13 protein-coding genes are annotated in these 17,128 nt (G+C 57.3%); 8 read left to right on the forward strand and 5 right to left on the reverse strand.

The annotated features are described in order from the left end of the window. Positions 1–156 precede the first annotated feature (156 nt). Together envZ and ompR are read right to left on the reverse strand one after the other, a co-directional pair. The gene (gene envZ / locus ACOTX2_RS15435) at positions 157–1,503 is read right to left on the reverse strand and encodes a two-component system sensor histidine kinase EnvZ (protein WP_003861615.1); all 1,347 of its coding nucleotides are present in this window, start codon (positions 1,501–1,503) and stop codon (positions 157–159) included. Beyond that, positions 1,500–2,219: a two-component system response regulator OmpR gene (gene ompR / locus ACOTX2_RS15440; RefSeq protein WP_001157751.1), complete on the reverse strand. Its 720-nt coding sequence runs from the start codon at positions 2,217–2,219 to the stop codon at positions 1,500–1,502. The genes envZ and ompR overlap by 4 nt, the downstream gene beginning before the upstream one ends. A gap of 228 nt (positions 2,220–2,447) precedes the next feature. Here ompR and greB point away from each other — a divergent pair, with 228 nt between their 5' ends. The 5 genes from greB to feoC all read left to right on the forward strand — a co-directional run bounded on the left by greB (position 2,448) and on the right by feoC (position 8,500). Next, positions 2,448–2,921, forward strand: a complete 474-nt coding sequence (greB, locus tag ACOTX2_RS15445) for a transcription elongation factor GreB (RefSeq protein WP_022649631.1) — start codon at positions 2,448–2,450, stop codon at positions 2,919–2,921. 87 nt (positions 2,922–3,008) lie between these two features. Then, positions 3,009–5,339 carry a Tex family protein gene (locus ACOTX2_RS15450; RefSeq protein WP_046620723.1) on the forward strand — a complete coding sequence of 777 codons (2,331 nt, stop codon included), beginning with the start codon at positions 3,009–3,011 and terminating at the stop codon, positions 5,337–5,339. Positions 5,340–5,675: 336 nt separating this feature from the next. After that, entirely contained in the window at positions 5,676–5,903 is a 228-nt protein-coding gene (gene feoA, locus ACOTX2_RS15455) for a ferrous iron transporter A (protein WP_022649633.1), read from the forward strand. 30 nt (positions 5,904–5,933) lie between these two features. Beyond that, on the forward strand, positions 5,934–8,252 hold the full coding sequence (feoB, locus tag ACOTX2_RS15460; RefSeq protein WP_063138079.1) for a Fe(2+) transporter permease subunit FeoB: 2,319 nt from the start codon (positions 5,934–5,936) through the stop codon (positions 8,250–8,252). Between the two features lie 11 nt (positions 8,253–8,263). Continuing rightward, positions 8,264–8,500, forward strand: a complete 237-nt coding sequence (gene feoC, locus ACOTX2_RS15465; protein ID WP_063138080.1) for a [Fe-S]-dependent transcriptional repressor FeoC — start codon at positions 8,264–8,266, stop codon at positions 8,498–8,500. On the opposite strand, the gene bioH is transcribed toward feoC, so the two are convergent. Next, positions 8,475–9,257 carry a pimeloyl-ACP methyl ester esterase BioH gene (bioH, locus tag ACOTX2_RS15470; RefSeq protein WP_063843865.1) on the reverse strand — a complete coding sequence of 261 codons (783 nt, stop codon included), beginning with the start codon at positions 9,255–9,257 and terminating at the stop codon, positions 8,475–8,477. The two genes, feoC and bioH, sit on opposite strands and share 26 nt — an antisense overlap. A gap of 36 nt (positions 9,258–9,293) precedes the next feature. Between bioH and gntX the strand changes: the two genes are divergently transcribed. From gntX to gntT, 3 genes are all read left to right on the forward strand, one after another. Further along, entirely contained in the window at positions 9,294–9,974 is a 681-nt protein-coding gene (gene gntX, locus ACOTX2_RS15475) for a DNA utilization protein GntX (protein ID WP_063138082.1), read from the forward strand. A gap of 61 nt (positions 9,975–10,035) precedes the next feature. Next, positions 10,036–10,611: a Fe-S biogenesis protein NfuA gene (nfuA, locus tag ACOTX2_RS15480; RefSeq protein WP_003861601.1), complete on the forward strand. Its 576-nt coding sequence runs from the start codon at positions 10,036–10,038 to the stop codon at positions 10,609–10,611. A 305-nt stretch (positions 10,612–10,916) separates the two neighbouring features. Continuing rightward, a complete protein-coding gene (gene gntT / locus ACOTX2_RS15485; RefSeq protein ID WP_023298788.1) occupies positions 10,917–12,233 on the forward strand; it encodes a gluconate transporter in 1,317 nt (438 codons plus the stop codon). A gap of 111 nt (positions 12,234–12,344) precedes the next feature. Here gntT and malQ read toward each other — a convergent pair whose 3' ends face one another. After that, complete coding sequence (malQ, locus tag ACOTX2_RS15490) at positions 12,345–14,423, reverse strand: 4-alpha-glucanotransferase (RefSeq protein WP_045622173.1); 2,079 nt, start codon at positions 14,421–14,423, stop codon at positions 12,345–12,347. A gap of 9 nt (positions 14,424–14,432) precedes the next feature. Continuing rightward, complete coding sequence (malP, locus tag ACOTX2_RS15495) at positions 14,433–16,826, reverse strand: maltodextrin phosphorylase (protein ID WP_063148126.1); 2,394 nt, start codon at positions 16,824–16,826, stop codon at positions 14,433–14,435. Positions 16,827–17,128: the final 302 nt, after the last annotated feature.

Consider the following 17,128-nt stretch of genomic DNA (forward strand, 5'->3'; position numbering starts at 1 on the left):
TAAGTGAACGGAATGACCACCACCGCCGTATATTTCCCTCACCCTAACCCTCTCCCCGGAGGGGCGAGGGGATTGCTCAGTGCTCGCATTAATTTGTGGGGAACCCTCAGCCCCGTGGGAGAGGGCCGGGGTGAGGGCATCAGGCCCCACCCTTTTTTAACTCTCTTTCACCTGCCCCCGTAAAACCGGCACCGGTAACCATGCGCGAATGCTCAAACCACCCCGTTCGCTGGTGCCAATTTCCAGCAGTCCGTTATGGTTATCAACAATACGCTGCACAATCGCCAGGCCTAAGCCGGTTCCGCTGGTGCTGCGCGCGCTGTCGCCGCGCACAAACGGCTGGAACAGGTGCTTACGCTGCTCAGGCTTGATGCCCGGGCCATCGTCTTCCACCTGGAACCAGGCGCGGTTGAGTTCCGTACCGCTGCTGACTTTGATCCAACCGTTGCCGTAGCGCGCCGCGTTGACCACCATATTCGCTACCGCGCGTTTGATGGAGAGCGGGTGCATACGTACCTGAATCTCGCCCGCCTGAAGGTCGGTCGCAATTTCACGTTCGTAGCCGCTTTCGGCGGCAACAACTTCGCCCAGAACCGCGTTCAGATCCGCCATCTCCATCGGCATCTCCTGCCCGGTACGCAGGTAGTCGATAAACTGCTCGATGATGGCGTTACACTCTTCGATATCCTTGTTGATGGACTCTGCAAGATAACCATCCTGCTCGCCCATCATCTCTGTTGCCAGCCGGATACGTGTCAGCGGGGTGCGAAGGTCATGGCTAACCCCCGCCATCAGCAGCGTACGGTCGTCAGCCAGCTGTTTAACGCCTGCCGCCATGTGGTTAAAAGCACGCGTTACCGAGCGCACTTCCGATGCGCCATACTCGCGCAGCGGCGGTGGGATAATACCTTTACCAACCTGCAATGCCGCATGCTCCAGGTCGACCAGCGGTCGGTTCTGGATACGAATAAACAGCCATGCGCCACCGATGGCCAGCAGCATGATCGCCAGGGTGTATCGGAACAGCGGTGAGAAGTCGCCCTGATGAATCTCGGTGAGCGGAACACGCACCCAGATGTTGGGTGACAGCCAGGTTTTCAGCCAGACAACCGGCGAGCTTTTATTGACCTCAACGCGCACTTCCGTCGGGCCGCCAAGCTGCTGCGCCATCTGCTGGCTAAGGAATTCATAGTGCTGCGCCCAGCGCAGGCCGGCATCTTCCGCCGCTTCGTTCGAATAGAGAGAAATGCCCAACTCACGGTAGATTTCCCGACGGAATGCCGGGGGAACAACCAACTGCGTGCCGTCCTCCAGTTGCAGTTTGTCGGTCATCAGCATACGCACTTCGTATGCCAGCACCTTATTAAACTGCTGAAGGCTCGGCAGGATCGCAAAGTTCAGCACCACCAGGTAGGTCGTCACCAGGCTGACAAACAGCAGGGTGACGATCAATAACAGCGTGCGGGCAAACGAACTTCGCGGCGAGAAGCGCATTCGCCTCATGCTTTAGAGCCGTCCGGGACAAACACGTAGCCCAGACCCCACACGGTCTGAATATAACGAGGATGCGCCGGATCTTCTTCCACCATGCGGCGCAGACGAGAGATCTGCACGTCGATAGAACGTTCCATTGCGGAGTATTCACGGCCGCGCGCCAGGTTCATCAGCTTGTCACGTGAAAGCGGTTCACGCGGGTGGCTGACCAGCGCTTTCAGTACCGCAAACTCGCCGCTGGTGAGCGGCATTGGCTCATCTTCACGGAACATTTCACGGGTGCCGAGGTTCAGCTTGAACTTACCGAATGCAATGACGGCCTCTTCCTGAGACGGCGCGCCCGGCAGCTCGTTCGCCTGACGACGCAGCACGGCGCGAATACGCGCCAGCAGTTCACGCGGGTTGAACGGCTTAGGAATGTAGTCATCAGCGCCAATCTCAAGGCCGACGATACGGTCAACTTCTTCACCCTTCGCCGTCACCATGATGATTGGCATCGGGTTGCTCTGGCTACGCAGACGACGGCAAATAGAGAGCCCATCTTCGCCAGGCAGCATCAGGTCCAACACCATCAGGTGGAAGGATTCACGCGTCAGCAGACGATCCATCTGTTCCGCGTTCGCGACGCTACGAACCTGGAAGCCCTGCTCGGTCAGATAACGTTCCAGCAGCGCACGCAGGCGCATGTCGTCATCTACGACCAGAATTTTGTAGTTCTCTTGCATTGTGTGTACTCCCAAAGGTTCGGATAAGCCTGGAACAGCGTATTCTAAAAAAGTGCACGGGTTCGACCAGCAAATTCTGGTATAAATTCTAGACGAAATTGTTACAAAGCATATTTAACAGCAGCTTATCTGTTCATTTCATCACATAAATCATTATTAATCTTGTCTGTTACACTGTGCGCTACGTATTGTGCGCAAAGACAGTTAACCGGCATTAAAGGCAGCACCATGAAAACGCCTCTGATCACCCGTGAAGGGTACGAGAAACTCAAAAAAGAGATGGATTACCTGTGGCGCGAAGAGCGTCCGGAAGTGACCAAAAAAGTCACCTGGGCCGCAAGTCTGGGCGACCGCAGCGAGAATGCGGACTATCAGTACAATAAAAAGCGACTGCGCGAAATCGATCGCCGGGTACGCTACCTGACGAAGTGCCTCGAGAATCTCAAAATTGTCGATTACTCCCCGCAGCAGGAAGGTAAAGTGTTTTTCGGCGCGTGGGTCGAAATTGAAAACGACAACGGCGACACCCTGCGTTTTCGTATCGTTGGCTATGATGAAATTTTCGGTCGTAAGGATTACATTTCTATCGATTCACCCATGGCCCGCGCCCTGCTGAAAAAAGAGGTGGGCGATTTAGCCGTTGTCCAGACGCCCGCGGGTGAAGCAAGCTGGTACGTCAACGAAATCGAGTATGTTAAATAGTCCGAGAGCGCCCTCCCCGGCTGGCATTTTTTGGTGTCAGCCCGTATAACTATCCCCCTGATTTTCGATCCACAAGATGAAATGACCATGATGAAAGAGTCGCTCTGCCGCATTATTGCGGGTGATATTCAGGCCAGAGCCGAACAGGTAGAAGCTGCCGTTCGTCTGCTTGATGAAGGGAACACCGTGCCGTTTATTGCACGTTATCGTAAGGAAGTCACCGGCGGTCTGGATGACACGCAGCTGCGTAACCTTGAGACCCGTCTGGGCTATCTGCGCGAGCTGGAAGACCGACGTCAGGCGATCCTCAAATCTATCGGCGAGCAGGGAAAGCTGACCAGTGACCTGGAAAAAGCCATTAACGGTACCCTGAGCAAAACCGAACTTGAAGATCTCTATCTGCCGTACAAACCGAAGCGCCGCACGCGCGGGCAGATTGCGATCGAAGCCGGCCTTGAGCCGCTGGCCGACCTGCTGTGGAACGAGCCGTCTCACGATCCGGAAACCGAAGCCGCCAGATTTATCGACGCCGAAAAAGGCGTAGCGGACACCAAAGCCGCGCTGGACGGCGCTCGCTACATTCTGATGGAGCGCTTCGCCGAAGACGCGGCGCTGCTGGCCAAAGTGCGTGATTACCTGTGGAAGAACGCCCATATCGTCTCCACCGTGGTGTCCGGCAAAGAGGACGAAGGCGCGAAATTCCGCGACTACTTCGATCACCACGAACCCATTTCTACCGCGCCGTCTCACCGCGCGCTGGCGATGTTCCGCGGTCGTAACGAAGGCGTGCTGCAACTCTCCCTGAATGCCGATCCGCAGTTTGACGAGCCGCCTAAAGAGAGCCACTGTGAGCAGATCATTATGGATCACCTCGGTCTGCGCCTGAACAACGCCCCGGCGGACAGCTGGCGCAAAGGCGTGGTGAGCTGGACCTGGCGCATCAAGGTGCTCATGCACCTCGAAACCGAGCTGATGGGCACCGTGCGCGAGCGCGCCGAAGACGAAGCGATCAACGTCTTCGCCCGTAACCTGCACGACCTGCTGATGGCTGCGCCGGCTGGCCTGCGCGCCACCATGGGTCTCGATCCGGGTCTGCGCACCGGCGTGAAGGTGGCCGTGGTTGACGGCACCGGCAAGCTGGTTGCCACCGACACCATTTACCCGCACACCGGTCAGGCAGCGAAAGCGGCTGTCGTGGTCGCCGCGCTGTGCGAGAAGTACAACGTTGAGCTGGTTGCCATCGGTAACGGTACGGCGTCCCGCGAAACCGAACGTTTTTATCTCGACGTGCAGAAGCAGTTCCCGAAAGTGACGGCGCAGAAAGTGATCGTCAGCGAAGCGGGGGCATCTGTCTATTCCGCCTCTGAGCTGGCAGCGCAGGAGTTCCCGGAACTGGACGTTTCCTTGCGCGGTGCGGTCTCTATCGCCCGTCGTTTGCAGGATCCGCTGGCGGAGCTGGTGAAAATTGACCCGAAATCCATCGGCGTGGGCCAGTATCAGCACGACGTGAGCCAGACGCAACTGGCGCGCAAGCTGGATGCGGTGGTGGAAGACTGCGTTAACGCCGTCGGCGTGGACCTGAACACCGCTTCCGTTCCGCTGCTGACCCGCGTAGCAGGCCTGACCCGTATGATGGCGCAGAATATCGTCGCCTGGCGTGATGAGAACGGTCAGTTCCAGAACCGCCAGCAGCTGCTGAAGGTGAGCCGTCTGGGGCCGAAAGCTTTTGAGCAGTGCGCGGGCTTCCTGCGCATCAACCACGGCGATAACCCGCTGGATGCCTCTACCGTTCACCCGGAAGCCTATCCGGTTGTCGAGCGTATCCTGGCCGCCACCCAGCAGGCGCTGAAAGACCTGATGGGCGACAGCAGCGCGCTGCGTAACCTGAAAGCGGTGGATTTTACCGACGAACAGTTCGGCGTGCCGACGGTCACTGACATCATCAAAGAGCTGGAAAAACCGGGCCGCGATCCGCGTCCTGAGTTTAAAACCGCGACCTTTGCTGACGGCGTGGAAACCATGAACGACCTGCTGCCGGGCATGGTGCTGGAAGGGGCGGTAACCAACGTCACCAACTTTGGCGCGTTTGTGGATATCGGCGTGCATCAGGACGGTCTGGTGCATATCTCTTCCCTCGCCGACAAGTTCGTTGAAGATCCGCACACCGTGGTCAAAGCGGGCGACATCGTGAAGGTGAAAGTGCTGGAAGTGGATCTTCAGCGTAAGCGTATCGCCCTGACCATGCGTCTGGACGAGCAGCCGGGCGACACTAACGCGCGCCGTGGCGGTAATGGCGGTGGCCGTGAACAGCAGCGTCCGGCAGCGAAAGCCGCGAAGCCACGCGGACGTGACGCACAGCCAGCAGGCAACAGCGCGATGATGGATGCTCTGGCAGCGGCGATGGGTAAGAAACGCTAATCCTGTAAATGCCCCTCACCCTAACCCTCTCCCCAAAGGGGAGAGGGAACTTGAACACCCTCGCCCCTTTGGGGAGAGGGCCGGGGTGAGGGGAAAAATTATATCGTAAAATATGAAACCGATTGCATATCCATATTTAAACCGCTACTTATCACTCCATTAACAAATACGCTTTTTATTCCTTCCCGGGTATTCCCGCAAATCTTGAGCAAGGTCAAGCAGACCGCAAATTAATACGATTAACAACATCCCGTCACATTTTTATTATTGCTGATAAAAACTATTCTCATTATCATCGCAGTGTTGATTATTTAACCTCTCGTGGAATCAGGCGCTATGCAATTCACTCCAGAAAGTGCGTGGAAAATTATCGGTTTTACCCGTGAGATAAGCCCGGCCTATCGGCAGAAGCTACTGTCACTGGGCATGCTACCCGGCTCATCATTCCAGGTGGTGCGCGTGGCGCCGTTGGGCGATCCTGTTCATATCGAAACCCGACGCGTTAATCTGGTTCTGCGTAAAAAAGACCTCGCATTAATTGAAGTTGAATCTTTATCCCGTTAACAAGCCAGCGGTTTCAGTGAGTCTAAAACAATGAAAAAATTAACTATTGGCTTAATTGGCAATCCTAATTCCGGCAAGACAACCTTATTTAATCAGTTAACCGGCGCACGCCAGCGTGTGGGAAATTGGGCAGGCGTAACGGTTGAACGCAAAGAAGGCCAGTTCACCACGACAGATAATCAGGTCACGCTGGTTGATTTACCGGGGACCTATTCACTCACCACAATTTCATCTCAGACCTCTCTCGATGAGCAAATTGCCTGCCACTATATTCTGAGCGGCGACGCGGATCTGCTCATCAATGTGGTGGATGCCTCCAATCTCGAACGAAATCTGTACCTCACGCTACAGCTGCTGGAGCTGGGGATCCCCTGCATCGTAGCGCTTAACATGCTCGACATCGCCGAGAAGCAAAAGCTGCGCATCGACGTCGACGCCCTCTCCGCCCGTCTGGGCTGCCCGGTGGTTCCGCTGGTTTCTACCCGCGCGCGCGGCATTGACGCCCTGAAGCTGGCAATTGACCGCCACACGGGCAATGCCGACGTCGAACTGGTGCACTACGCCCAGCCGCTGCTGCGCGAGGCCGGGCAGCTGGCGCAGGAGATGGACAACGCCATGCCCGCCAGACAGCGCCTGTGGCTTGGCCTGCAAATGCTGGAAGGCGATATATACAGCCGCGCCTACGCAGGCGATGCGGCGGATAAACTGAGCGTTGCACAGGCTCGCCTGAGCGACGAGCTCGACGACCCGGCCCTGCATATTGCGGATGCGCGCTATCAGGCCATCGCCGCTATCTGTGACGTGGTCAGCAATGCATTAACCGCTGAACCCAGCCGCTTCACCGCCGCCGTGGATAAGATTGTGCTCAACCGCTTCCTCGGTTTGCCAATCTTTTTACTGGTGATGTACGTAATGTTCCTACTCGCTATAAACATCGGCGGTGCATTACAACCCATCTTTGATGGCGGCTCTGTCGCTATCTTCGTGCACGGTATTCAGTGGCTGGGCTACACCCTCCACTTCCCGGAATGGTTGACCATCTTCCTTGCGCAGGGGATCGGCGGCGGGATCAACACCGTCCTGCCGCTGGTACCGCAGATCGGCATGATGTACCTGTTCCTCTCCTTCCTTGAGGATTCCGGTTACATGGCACGCGCCGCCTTCGTGATGGACCGCCTGATGCAGGCGCTGGGGCTGCCGGGGAAATCCTTCGTGCCGCTGATTGTCGGTTTTGGCTGTAACGTGCCGTCAGTCATGGGCGCGCGTACGCTGGACGCACCGCGCGAACGCCTGATGACCATCATGATGGCGCCGTTCATGTCCTGCGGCGCACGTCTGGCGATCTTCGCGGTCTTTGCCGCGGCGTTCTTTGGTCAGGAAGGGGCGCTGGCCGTCTTCTCCCTGTATGTGCTGGGTATCGTGATGGCTATTCTCACCGGCCTGATGCTGAAGCACACCATCATGCGTGGCGAAGCGTCGCCGTTCGTGATGGAACTGCCGGTTTATCACGTTCCGCACCTGAAAAGCCTGATTATTCAAACCTGGCAGCGCCTGAAGGGCTTTGTTCTGCGCGCCGGTAAGGTGATTGTAGTGGTCAGCATTTTCCTGAGCGCCCTGAACAGCTTCACCCTGAGCGGCCAGGCAGCGGACAACATTAATGACTCTGCCCTTGCCTCCGTCAGCCGGATCATTACGCCGGTCTTCAAACCGATTGGCGTACAGGAAGACAACTGGCAGGCAACCGTGGGCCTGTTCACCGGCGCGATGGCAAAAGAGGTGGTTGTCGGCACCCTGAACACGCTCTACACCGCGGAAAACATCCAGGAAGAGGAGTTCAACCCGGCAGAGTTCAGCCTCGGTGACGAACTTCTGGGTGCAGTAGAAGAGACCTGGCAGAGCCTGAAAGACACCTTCAGCCTGAGCGTGCTGGCGAACCCGATTGAAGCCAGCAAAGGCGACGGCGTAATGGCGACCGGAGCAATGGGCGTGATGGGCCAGAAATTTGGCAGCGCGTCGGCGGCCTACAGCTACCTGATCTTCGTCCTGCTCTATATTCCGTGCATCTCGGTCATGGGCGCCATTGCCCGTGAGTCCAGCCGCGGCTGGATGGGCTTCTCCATTCTGTGGGGGCTGAACATTGCCTACTCGCTGGCGACCGTGTTTTATCAAACCGTCAATTACAGCCAGCATCCGCGCTACAGCCTGGTCTGTATCCTCGCGGTGATCCTGTTTAACGTGATGGTGATTGGCCTGCTGCGCCGGGCACGTAGCCGCGTTGACGTTAACCTGCTGGCAACGCGCAAAAACCCAACGACCTGCTGTAGTAGCCCTGCGGGCGACTGTCACTGAGGGGAAAAAAGATGGCATCGTTGATTCAGGTCCGTGACTTACTGGCGTTACAGGGACGAATGGAGGCGAAGCAGCTCAGCCTCAGCCTGCATACGCCGCAGCCGATGATCGATGCCATGCTGGAACGGCTGGAGGCGATGGGGAAAGCCGTGCGCATTCAGGAAGAGCCGGACAGTTGTCTGTCCGGCAGTTGTAAAAGTTGTCCGGAAGGTAAAGCCTGCCTCAGGGAGTGGTGGGCGCTTCGCTGATAAAATTGGACAGCGCCGAACAAAACTCAGCAGGATGAGAGATGAACGGCGCATGTGCCGCTTTGGCAACCACCATTGATTCACTCTCCGGCCACAGCGCATCCAGCAGCGGAACCACCTTGCGCGGGACCAGCCCATCCAGATAGCCATAAATACGCAGATGCGGCACCGTCAGTGACGCCAGCGGCTCACGCAAATCGGCCGTTTTCAGGATCTCCAGTCCACCGTTCAGCACCTCAACCTCCGGCATCGGCAGGGAAAGCACCGTCTGCTTCAGCATTCGCGCGTCCTGACGGGCGGTTTCTGTTCCCATCGTCTGCAACGCCAGGAAACGCTCCACCGTCCGCTGGAAATCTTCGCTCAACTGGTGCTGGAACCCGGCCAGCACCTCAGGTTTGATGCCCGGCCACGCCTCGCGGGCGCTGAAACAGGGTGATGAGGCAACGGTGATCAGCGCCTGGACCCGCTCAGGATGGCGCAGCGCAATCTGGCTTGCCACCAGCCCGCCCAGGCTCCAGCCGAGCCAGACGGCTTTTTGCGGCGCCGCTTCCAGAACCTGCTCCGCCATGTCCTCGAGCGTCATCGCGCCGTAGCCGTGGCTACGGCCATACCCCGGCAGATCCACCAGGTGTACCGTAAATTGCGAGGCCAGTTCCTCACTTATGCAACGCCACACTTCGGCGTTCAGTCCCCATCCGTGCAGCAGCACAAGATGACAATTTCCCGTCCCAACGGTCTGCCACCACAGCGTCTTCATCAGTTAACGTTCTCTTTTTTCACATGGAGGTTGCGTATGCTAACAGTGCCCGGCTTGTGCTGGCTATGCCGAATGCCACTTGCGCTGAGCGCGTGGGGCGTCTGTTCCGTTTGCACGGGAGCGCTGGGTTACCTGAAGGGCTGTCCGCAATGCGGCTTGCCTGCCGTAAGCCAGACGCTCCCCTGTGGTCGATGCCTGAAAAAAGTGCCGCCGTGGAGCGCGCTGGTGGCGGTGGATGATTACGTTTTGCCGCTGAGTCGTCTGGTTCATCAGTTTAAGTTTTCCAGCCAGTTCGCGCTGGCGCAGCCACTGGCACGCCTGTTATTACTGGCGGTATTGCAGGCGCGAAGAACGCGTGGGCTACCGTCGGTCGACACGCTCGTGAACGTGCCACTCTTTCAGCGTCGGCACTGGCGGCGGGGATACAATCAGAGCGACCTGCTGTGCCGTCCGCTCGCCCGCTGGCTGGGTTGCCGGTACCCCGCCTCTGCACTGAAACGTATTCATGCCACTGCCGTTCAGCACCGGCTCAACGCCCGGTCGCGCCAAAGAAACCTGAAAAACGCCTTTCGCCTTGAATTGCCGGTCAACGGTCTCCATATCGCGATTGTGGATGATGTCGTCACCACGGGCAGTACCGTGGCTGAACTTTCCCGACTGCTTTTGCAAAGCGGCGCCGCGTCAGTTCAGGTATGGTGTCTGTGCCGTACCTTGTAGCCCTTCTTCAATGGGCGTATGATTATACCCAGGTAATTTAGTCAACTATTAGGCCAAAGCTATGATCCGTATTTCCGATTCTGCACAAGCGCACTTTGCCAAACTGCTGGCAAATCAGGAAGAAGGGACGCAGATCCGCGTGTTTGTGATCAATCCAGGCACTCCGAATGCAGAATGTGGTGTCTCTTATTGTCCTCCGGATGCTGTGGAAGCAACTGACACTGCCCTTAAATTTGAACAGCTCACCGCATACGTTGATGAGCTGAGCGCGCCGTATCTTGAAGATGCGGAGATTGATTTCGTCACCGACCAGCTGGGTTCTCAGCTGACGCTGAAGGCGCCAAACGCGAAGATGCGTAAAGTCTCTGACGATGCCCCGCTGATGGAGCGTGTGGAATATCTGCTGCAATCGCAGATCAACCCGCAGCTGGCCGGCCACGGTGGACGTGTTTCCCTGATGGAAATCACCGAAGATGGTCTGGCGATCCTGCAATTCGGCGGCGGCTGTAACGGCTGCTCCATGGTCGATGTAACCCTGAAAGAAGGGATCGAGAAGCAGCTGCTGAACGAATTCCCGGAACTGAAAGGCGTGCGCGATCTGACCGAACACCAGCGCGGCGAGCACTCTTACTACTAATTCAGTGCCCGTCTGTATTGCCCGGTGGCGCTGCGCTTACCGGGCCTGCTTTTTCTTGCCTCCCCCTCTATATGTTGACCTGCGTCTCATAATTCAAATTTTGCCTCCCTGGGTGATTCTCAATCACGTCATGTTACCCGTATCATTCCCATGGGCACTCAACACCCTTATAACAGCCGACTAAACTTATCGTTTTCGCAGGCATTAGTATGAGTGCCGTTAATACTCTGTTCCCAGTTGGGACAACCGGAATTTGTCGTTGAAACAATGACGTTACCCATAACAATTCAAAGGCCAGGTCAATCATGCCATTAGTCATCGTCGCTATCGGTGTTGTGTTATTACTGCTCTTGATGATCCGCTTCAAAATGAACGGATTTATCGCTCTGGTTCTGGTGGCACTTGCAGTCGGTCTGATGCAGGGAATGCCGCTGGTTAAAGTTATCAGCTCCATTAAAGCCGGTGTCGGCGGTACGCTCGGCAGCCTGGCGCTGATCATGGGCTTCGGCGCCATGCTCGGTAAAATGCTCGCGGACTGCGGTGGCGCGCAGCGTATTGCCACTACCCTTATCGATAAATTTGGCAAGCAGCACATCCAGTGGGCGGTGGTGTTAACCGGTTTTACCGTCGGTTTCGCACTGTTCTATGAAGTGGGCTTCGTCCTGATGCTGCCGCTGGTGTTCACCATCGCCGCTGCCGCCAACATCCCGCTGCTGTTCGTAGGCGTACCGATGGCTGCGGCGCTGTCCGTCACCCACGGCTTCCTGCCGCCGCATCCGGGTCCAACGGCTATCGCCACCATCTTCCACGCCGACATGGGTAAAACCCTGCTGTTCGGTACGATTCTGGCGATCCCAACGGTTATCCTGGCCGGTCCTGTTTATGCGCGCTTCCTGAAAGGCATTGATAAGCCCATCCCGGAAGGCCTGTACAGCGCCAAAACCTTCACAGATGCAGAGATGCCTGGCTTTGGCGTCAGCGTCTGGACCTCTCTGGTGCCGGTGATCCTGATGGCAATGCGTGCCGTAGCAGAGATGGTTCTGCCGAAAGGTCACGCGTTCCTGTCCGTTGCGGAGTTCCTGGGCGACCCGGTGATGGCAACGCTGATTGCGGTCCTGATCGCCATGTTCACCTTCGGTCTTAACCGTGGTCGTTCCATGGATCAGATCAACGACACGCTGACCTCTTCCATCAAAATCATTGCCATGATGCTGCTGATCATCGGCGGTGGCGGCGCGTTTAAGCAGGTGCTGGTCGACAGTGGCGTGGATAAATACATTGCTGCCATGATGCATGAAACCAACGTATCGCCGCTCCTGATGGCATGGTCTATTGCCGCGGTGCTGCGTATCGCGCTGGGCTCTGCAACCGTTGCGGCGATTACCGCGGGTGGTATCGTTGCGCCGCTGATTGCGACCACGGGCGTAAGCCCTGAGCTGATGGTTATCGCGGTCGGTTCGGGCAGCGTGATTTTCTCCCACGTGAACGATCCGGGCTTCTGGCTGTTCAAGGAGTACTTCAACCTGACCATCGGTGAAACCATCAAGTCCTGGTCCGCGCTGGAAACCATTATTTCGGTGTGCGGTCTGGTCGGGGTGCTGCTGTTGAATATGGTGATTTAATGCCATGAGTCGGGTGGCGGCTACGCCTTACCCGACCTACTCGATACCTGTAGGCCCGGTAAGCGTTAGCGCCACCGGGCAATAAAAAACCCGCCACTGGCGGGTTTTTTATTATTTCTTCGCGGCTGCTTTTCGCCGTTTATCCAAATCCTTAATCAGCCTGTTCACCCCGTCATCGGCGAACATCGCTTCAAGCGTAGTGGACAGCTTGCGACGCCAGTTTTTGTACTGATAGCTGGTGCCGGGAATGTTTACCGGCTCCGCCATATCAATCCAGTCTTCCGGTTGCAGACCGAGCAACGCGCTGTTGCTGTCGGCAATATAGCGCTGTAAGCCACGGTTAAGCGTTGGCGTCATCGACATCAGCGCCGCCTTATGCCCGGCGCGCTTCGGCAGACAGCCATGCTTATGCAGCGCATCCAGCAGCCCCTGTTTCGCCAGCTCGCGATCCTGATACAACCCACGCAGAACCTCTTCATCCGGGTAGAGACCCAGCGTTTTGCCGAGCGTCAGGTCGCCGCTTTCCCAGTAGCCTCTGAGCGTAGGAAGATCATGCGTCGTCGCGACTGCCATTGACTGTTCAGGGTACGCTTTCGGCGCGCGGAAGGTTTTCTCATGGTCGTTTTCAAAATAGAGCACTTTGTAGGAGTAAACCCCGCTGTCGCGGAGCTTGCTGACAATCTCAACCGGCACGGTACCGAGATCTTCGCCAATCACCATGCACTGATGACGTTTACTCTCCAGCGCGAGGATTGAGAGCAGATCGTCCACCGGATACTGCACGTACGCCCCGTGATCGGCCGTTTCACCGTACGGGATCCACCACAGACGCAGCACGGACATCACATGGTCGATACGCAACGCGCCGCAGTTCTGCATGTTAGCGCGCAGCAGATCGATAAACGGCTCGTAGGCACGCGCCGCCATCACGTGTGGATCCATCGGCGGCAAGCCCCAGTTCTGACCAAGCGGGCCCAGAATATCCGGCGGCGCACCGACGGAGGCTTTCAGACAGTAAAGTTCACGGTCACACCAGGTCTCCGCCCCACCTTCCGCCACGCCGACGGCCAGATCGCGATACAGACCGATCGGCATGTTATAGCCCTGGCTCACCTGCCAGCAGGCAGCAAACTGGCTGTACGCAAGCCACTGCAACCAGAGATAGAAATCCACCTCGTCGGCATGCGTCTCACAGAACGCCTTCACTTCCGGGGTGTCCACGGACTGATACGCTTCCGGCCACACCGGCCAGCCCCAGCGCATCTCATCCTCCTGGACCTGATACGCATGCAGCGCATCAAACGCAGCCTGCCAGTAAAGGCTCTCGCCTTCCTGCATCACAAACTGGCGGAAGGCTGCCATCTGCTCGTCGTCACGCTTCGCAAAGCCCTTCCAGGCCAGACGCAGCGCCGCCATTTTCAGCGCGGTCACGGAGGCATAATCGACCCAGTCCGCATCGCGGGCCTGTTTCAGCATCTGTTGGGTGGTCTCAAGCTTCCACCACGCCTGCGCCTCTTTGCTGTTTTTGAAATCGTCTAACGCGTTAACGTCGATGTAGATCACGTTCAGCCAGCGGCGGGAAGACGGGCTGTACGGGCTGGCGCTTTCCGGATTCGCCGGATAGAGGGCGTGGATCGGGTTGAGACCGATAAATGCCCCGCCGCGCTCACCAACAGATGCCAGCATCTTTTTCAGGTCGCCAAAATCGCCAATGCCCCAGTTGCTGTCTGAACGCAAGGTGTAAAGCTGCACACAGGCGCCCCACAGCTTTTTGCCTTCGAGTAGCGCCTGCGGCTCATAGCAGCGCTTCGGCGCGACGATCACCCGACAGTGGAAGCGGCTGTCATTCTGGGTGAGCGTCAGGCTGTGATAGCCCTCCGGCAGCTTCGCCGGAAGGGTGAGGGTTTTGCCGCCGGTGGCATGGCCTTTATGCTGATGCCCCTCTTCGGTGGTGAGCAGCCAGCTGAACTCGCCGCGCCCTTCCACCGCCAGCGGCATCTTTTTGCCCGCGGTAAAGACCTTCACGTTCGGCACCGGCGCTCCCGACGCTTTCGCGTCGGTTTTGTGCATGGCATCCAGCAAACGTCTTTTGGTGTCCGCACCAATAGACTGCGGTTTGCCGTGCGCATTGATGTAACTGAGGCTAATTCCCGCCGCCTGCGCGGCACTGTCCAGACGTTTACTCTCCATCGCGCTTCCTTAGCGTTTTGCCTGCCAGATACGAGCCTGATAATCACGGATTGAGCGGTCAGAGCTGAACATACCGCAGCGCGCGGTGTTCAGGATACACGCGCGGGTCCAGGCATCCTGGTCGCGATACAGCACGTCGACCTGCTTCTGCGCTTCAACGTAAGCGGTGAAGTCCGCCATCACCAGGTACGGGTCGCCGCCCTGTTTGTCCATGCTGTGCAGCATCTGGTCAAACGCGTGCTTGTCGCCGTCGCTGTACTTCCCGCTTTCCAGCTCTTTCAACACCGCATCCAGCACTTTGTCTTTTTTACGCCATTTCACCGGGTCGTACCCTTTGGCTTTGATGGCTTTCACTTCTTCAACAGTATGGCCGAAGATAAAGATGTTCTCTTCGCCGACCTTCTCGGCAATTTCGACGTTCGCACCGTCCAGCGTGCCGACGGTCAGCGCGCCGTTCAGGGCCAGCTTCATGTTGCCGGTGCCGGACGCTTCTTTACCGGCGGTAGAGATCTGCTCGGAAATATCCGCCGCCGGGATCAGCATTTCAGCCGCAGAGACGCAGTAGTCCGGCAGGAACACCACCTTCAGCTTGTCGCCCACTTTCGGATCGTTGTTGATCGCCGCCGCCACTTTATTAATGGCAAGGATAATGTTTTTCGCCAGGTAGTAGCCCGGCGCCGCTTTCGCACCGAACAGGAACACGCGCGGGACGCGGTCGGCCTGAGGGTTCTCGCGGATCTCTTTGTACAGCGCCAGAATGTGCAGCAGGTTCAGGTGCTGACGTTTGTACTCGTGCAGGCGTTTGATCTGGATATCGAAAATCGCATTTGGGTTAATTTCAATTCCGGTACGCATTTTCACGAACTCGGCCAGACGTACCTTGTTCTCCAGCTTAATGGCGCGGTACTGCTCGCGGAACTTCGCGTCGTCAGCGTATTTTTCCAGGTTGATGAGCTGGTCCAGATCGTTGGCCCACTCTTTCTTCAGGGTCTTGTCCAGCAGGCCGGCCAGCAGCGGGTTGCACTGTTTGATCCAGCGACGCGGCGTAATGCCGTTGGTCACGTTGTGGAATTTGGTCGGCCACAGCTGGTGGTATTCCGGGAAGAGGTCTTTCACCACCAGATCCGAGTGCAGCGCGGCCACGCCGTTCACCGCAAAGCCGCTTACCACGCACATGTTCGCCATGCGCACCTGTTTGTTGTGTACCACGGCCAGCTTCGCCCAAACGGCCTTATCGCCCGGCCAGGTTTTCTCCACCAGCGTTTTGAACTGGTCGTTAATCTTATTGATGATCTGCATATGGCGCGGCAGCAGCGTTTTCACCAGCTTCTCATCCCAGCACTCCAGCGCTTCCGGCATCAGGGTGTGGTTGGTGTAGGCGAAGGTGCGGCTGGTGATGGCCCAGGCGTCGTCCCAGCTCAGCTGATGCTCGTCGATCAGCACGCGCAGAAGTTCCGGGATGGCAATGGTTGGGTGCGTGTCGTTGAGCTGAATAACTTCGAAGTCCGGCAGCTGCGCCAGCTTGCGGCCCGCCAGGTGGTGGCGGCGCAGAATGTCCGCCACGGAGCAGGCGCACTGGAAGTATTGCTGCATCAGGCGCAGCTTTTTACCCGCCAGATGGTTGTCGTTCGGGTAGAGCACTTTGGTCAGCTTCTCGGCGTCGATACCCTGCTGCTCGGCGCGCAGGAAATCACCGTCATTGAATTTAGTCAGGTTGAATGGATGCGCGTGCTTCGCCTGCCACAGACGCAGCGGCTGCGCCACGCCGTTACGGTAGCCGAGCACCGGCAGGTCCCAGGCTTCACCGGTAATGGTGAACGCTGGTTCCCAGAGCCCCTGCTTCGTGACTTTCCCGCCAATCCCGACCTGCACATCCAGCTGTGCGTTGTGGCGGAACCACGGGTAAGTATTACGATGCCAGTCGTCCGGCGCTTCCATCTGGTGGCCGTCAACGAACGACTGGCGGAACAGACCGTACTGGTAGTTCAGACCATAGCCAATGGCCGACTGGCCCACGGTTGCCATGGAATCCAGGAAGCAGGCTGCCAGACGTCCCAGACCGCCGTTACCCAGCGCCGGATCAATCTCTTCTTCCAGCAGATCGGTCAGGTTGATGTCGTGTTCTTTCAGCACATCGCCGACGTCCTGATACCAGCCAAGGTTCAGCAGATTGTTACCCGTCAGACGGCCAATCAGGAACTCCATCGAAATGTAGTTGACGTGACGCTGGCCTTTCACAGGCTTCGTCGCGGGCTGAGCGTCCAGCTGCTCTGCGAGCGCCCCGCTCACCGCCTGCCACCACTGGTGAGGCGTCATCTCGTTTGCAGCATGAAGGCCAAAACGCTGCCACTGACGCGTCAGGGCAGCCTGGAATTGAGCTTTGTTGAAAGTAGGCTGTGACATAGGGAATCGGCATCCTGTAGAGAGAAAACACATTTGGCGCTAGTGTGCCTGGCTCATTGCGCCTCTTCCTCCTCCTGTCGGGGATTAGGCAGGGAGGAGTAGCGGGGATGAGCATAAAAGTGTGATCGAGGCCACTGTGTAAGTGTGCGCTTCGCTGAAAAAGCGATCCCGGAAGAGCGTCAAAGAAATGAAATGCAGTTTCGGAGGAAATTAATCATCGCTGAAATGATTACTTACGTAGAATAATATTTCTCACGTACAGCGGCTTTCCTGCAACACTATTAAGCCAGAGCAACTTTCCC

Source organism: Enterobacter cloacae complex sp. IR5412 (genome assembly GCF_049237385.1).
Taxonomy (GTDB): Bacteria; Pseudomonadota; Gammaproteobacteria; order Enterobacterales; family Enterobacteriaceae; genus Enterobacter; species Enterobacter intestinihominis.

Coding starts and splice junctions, on each gene's coding strand:
- nfuA (WP_003861601.1), top strand. CDS start 10,036: ATGATCCGTATTTCCGATTCTGCACAAGCGCACTTTGCCAAACTGCTG.
- ACOTX2_RS15450 (WP_046620723.1), top strand. CDS start 3,009: ATGATGAAAGAGTCGCTCTGCCGCATTATTGCGGGTGATATTCAGGCC.
- feoC (WP_063138080.1), top strand. CDS start 8,264: ATGGCATCGTTGATTCAGGTCCGTGACTTACTGGCGTTACAGGGACGA.
- feoA (WP_022649633.1), top strand. CDS start 5,676: ATGCAATTCACTCCAGAAAGTGCGTGGAAAATTATCGGTTTTACCCGT.
- feoB (WP_063138079.1), top strand. CDS start 5,934: ATGAAAAAATTAACTATTGGCTTAATTGGCAATCCTAATTCCGGCAAG.
- malP (WP_063148126.1), bottom strand. CDS start 16,826: ATGTCACAGCCTACTTTCAACAAAGCTCAATTCCAGGCTGCCCTGACG.
- bioH (WP_063843865.1), bottom strand. CDS start 9,257: ATGAAGACGCTGTGGTGGCAGACCGTTGGGACGGGAAATTGTCATCTT.
- malQ (WP_045622173.1), bottom strand. CDS start 14,423: ATGGAGAGTAAACGTCTGGACAGTGCCGCGCAGGCGGCGGGAATTAGC.
- gntT (WP_023298788.1), top strand. CDS start 10,917: ATGCCATTAGTCATCGTCGCTATCGGTGTTGTGTTATTACTGCTCTTG.
- greB (WP_022649631.1), top strand. CDS start 2,448: ATGAAAACGCCTCTGATCACCCGTGAAGGGTACGAGAAACTCAAAAAA.
- ompR (WP_001157751.1), bottom strand. CDS start 2,219: ATGCAAGAGAACTACAAAATTCTGGTCGTAGATGACGACATGCGCCTG.
- envZ (WP_003861615.1), bottom strand. CDS start 1,503: ATGAGGCGAATGCGCTTCTCGCCGCGAAGTTCGTTTGCCCGCACGCTG.
- gntX (WP_063138082.1), top strand. CDS start 9,294: ATGCTAACAGTGCCCGGCTTGTGCTGGCTATGCCGAATGCCACTTGCG.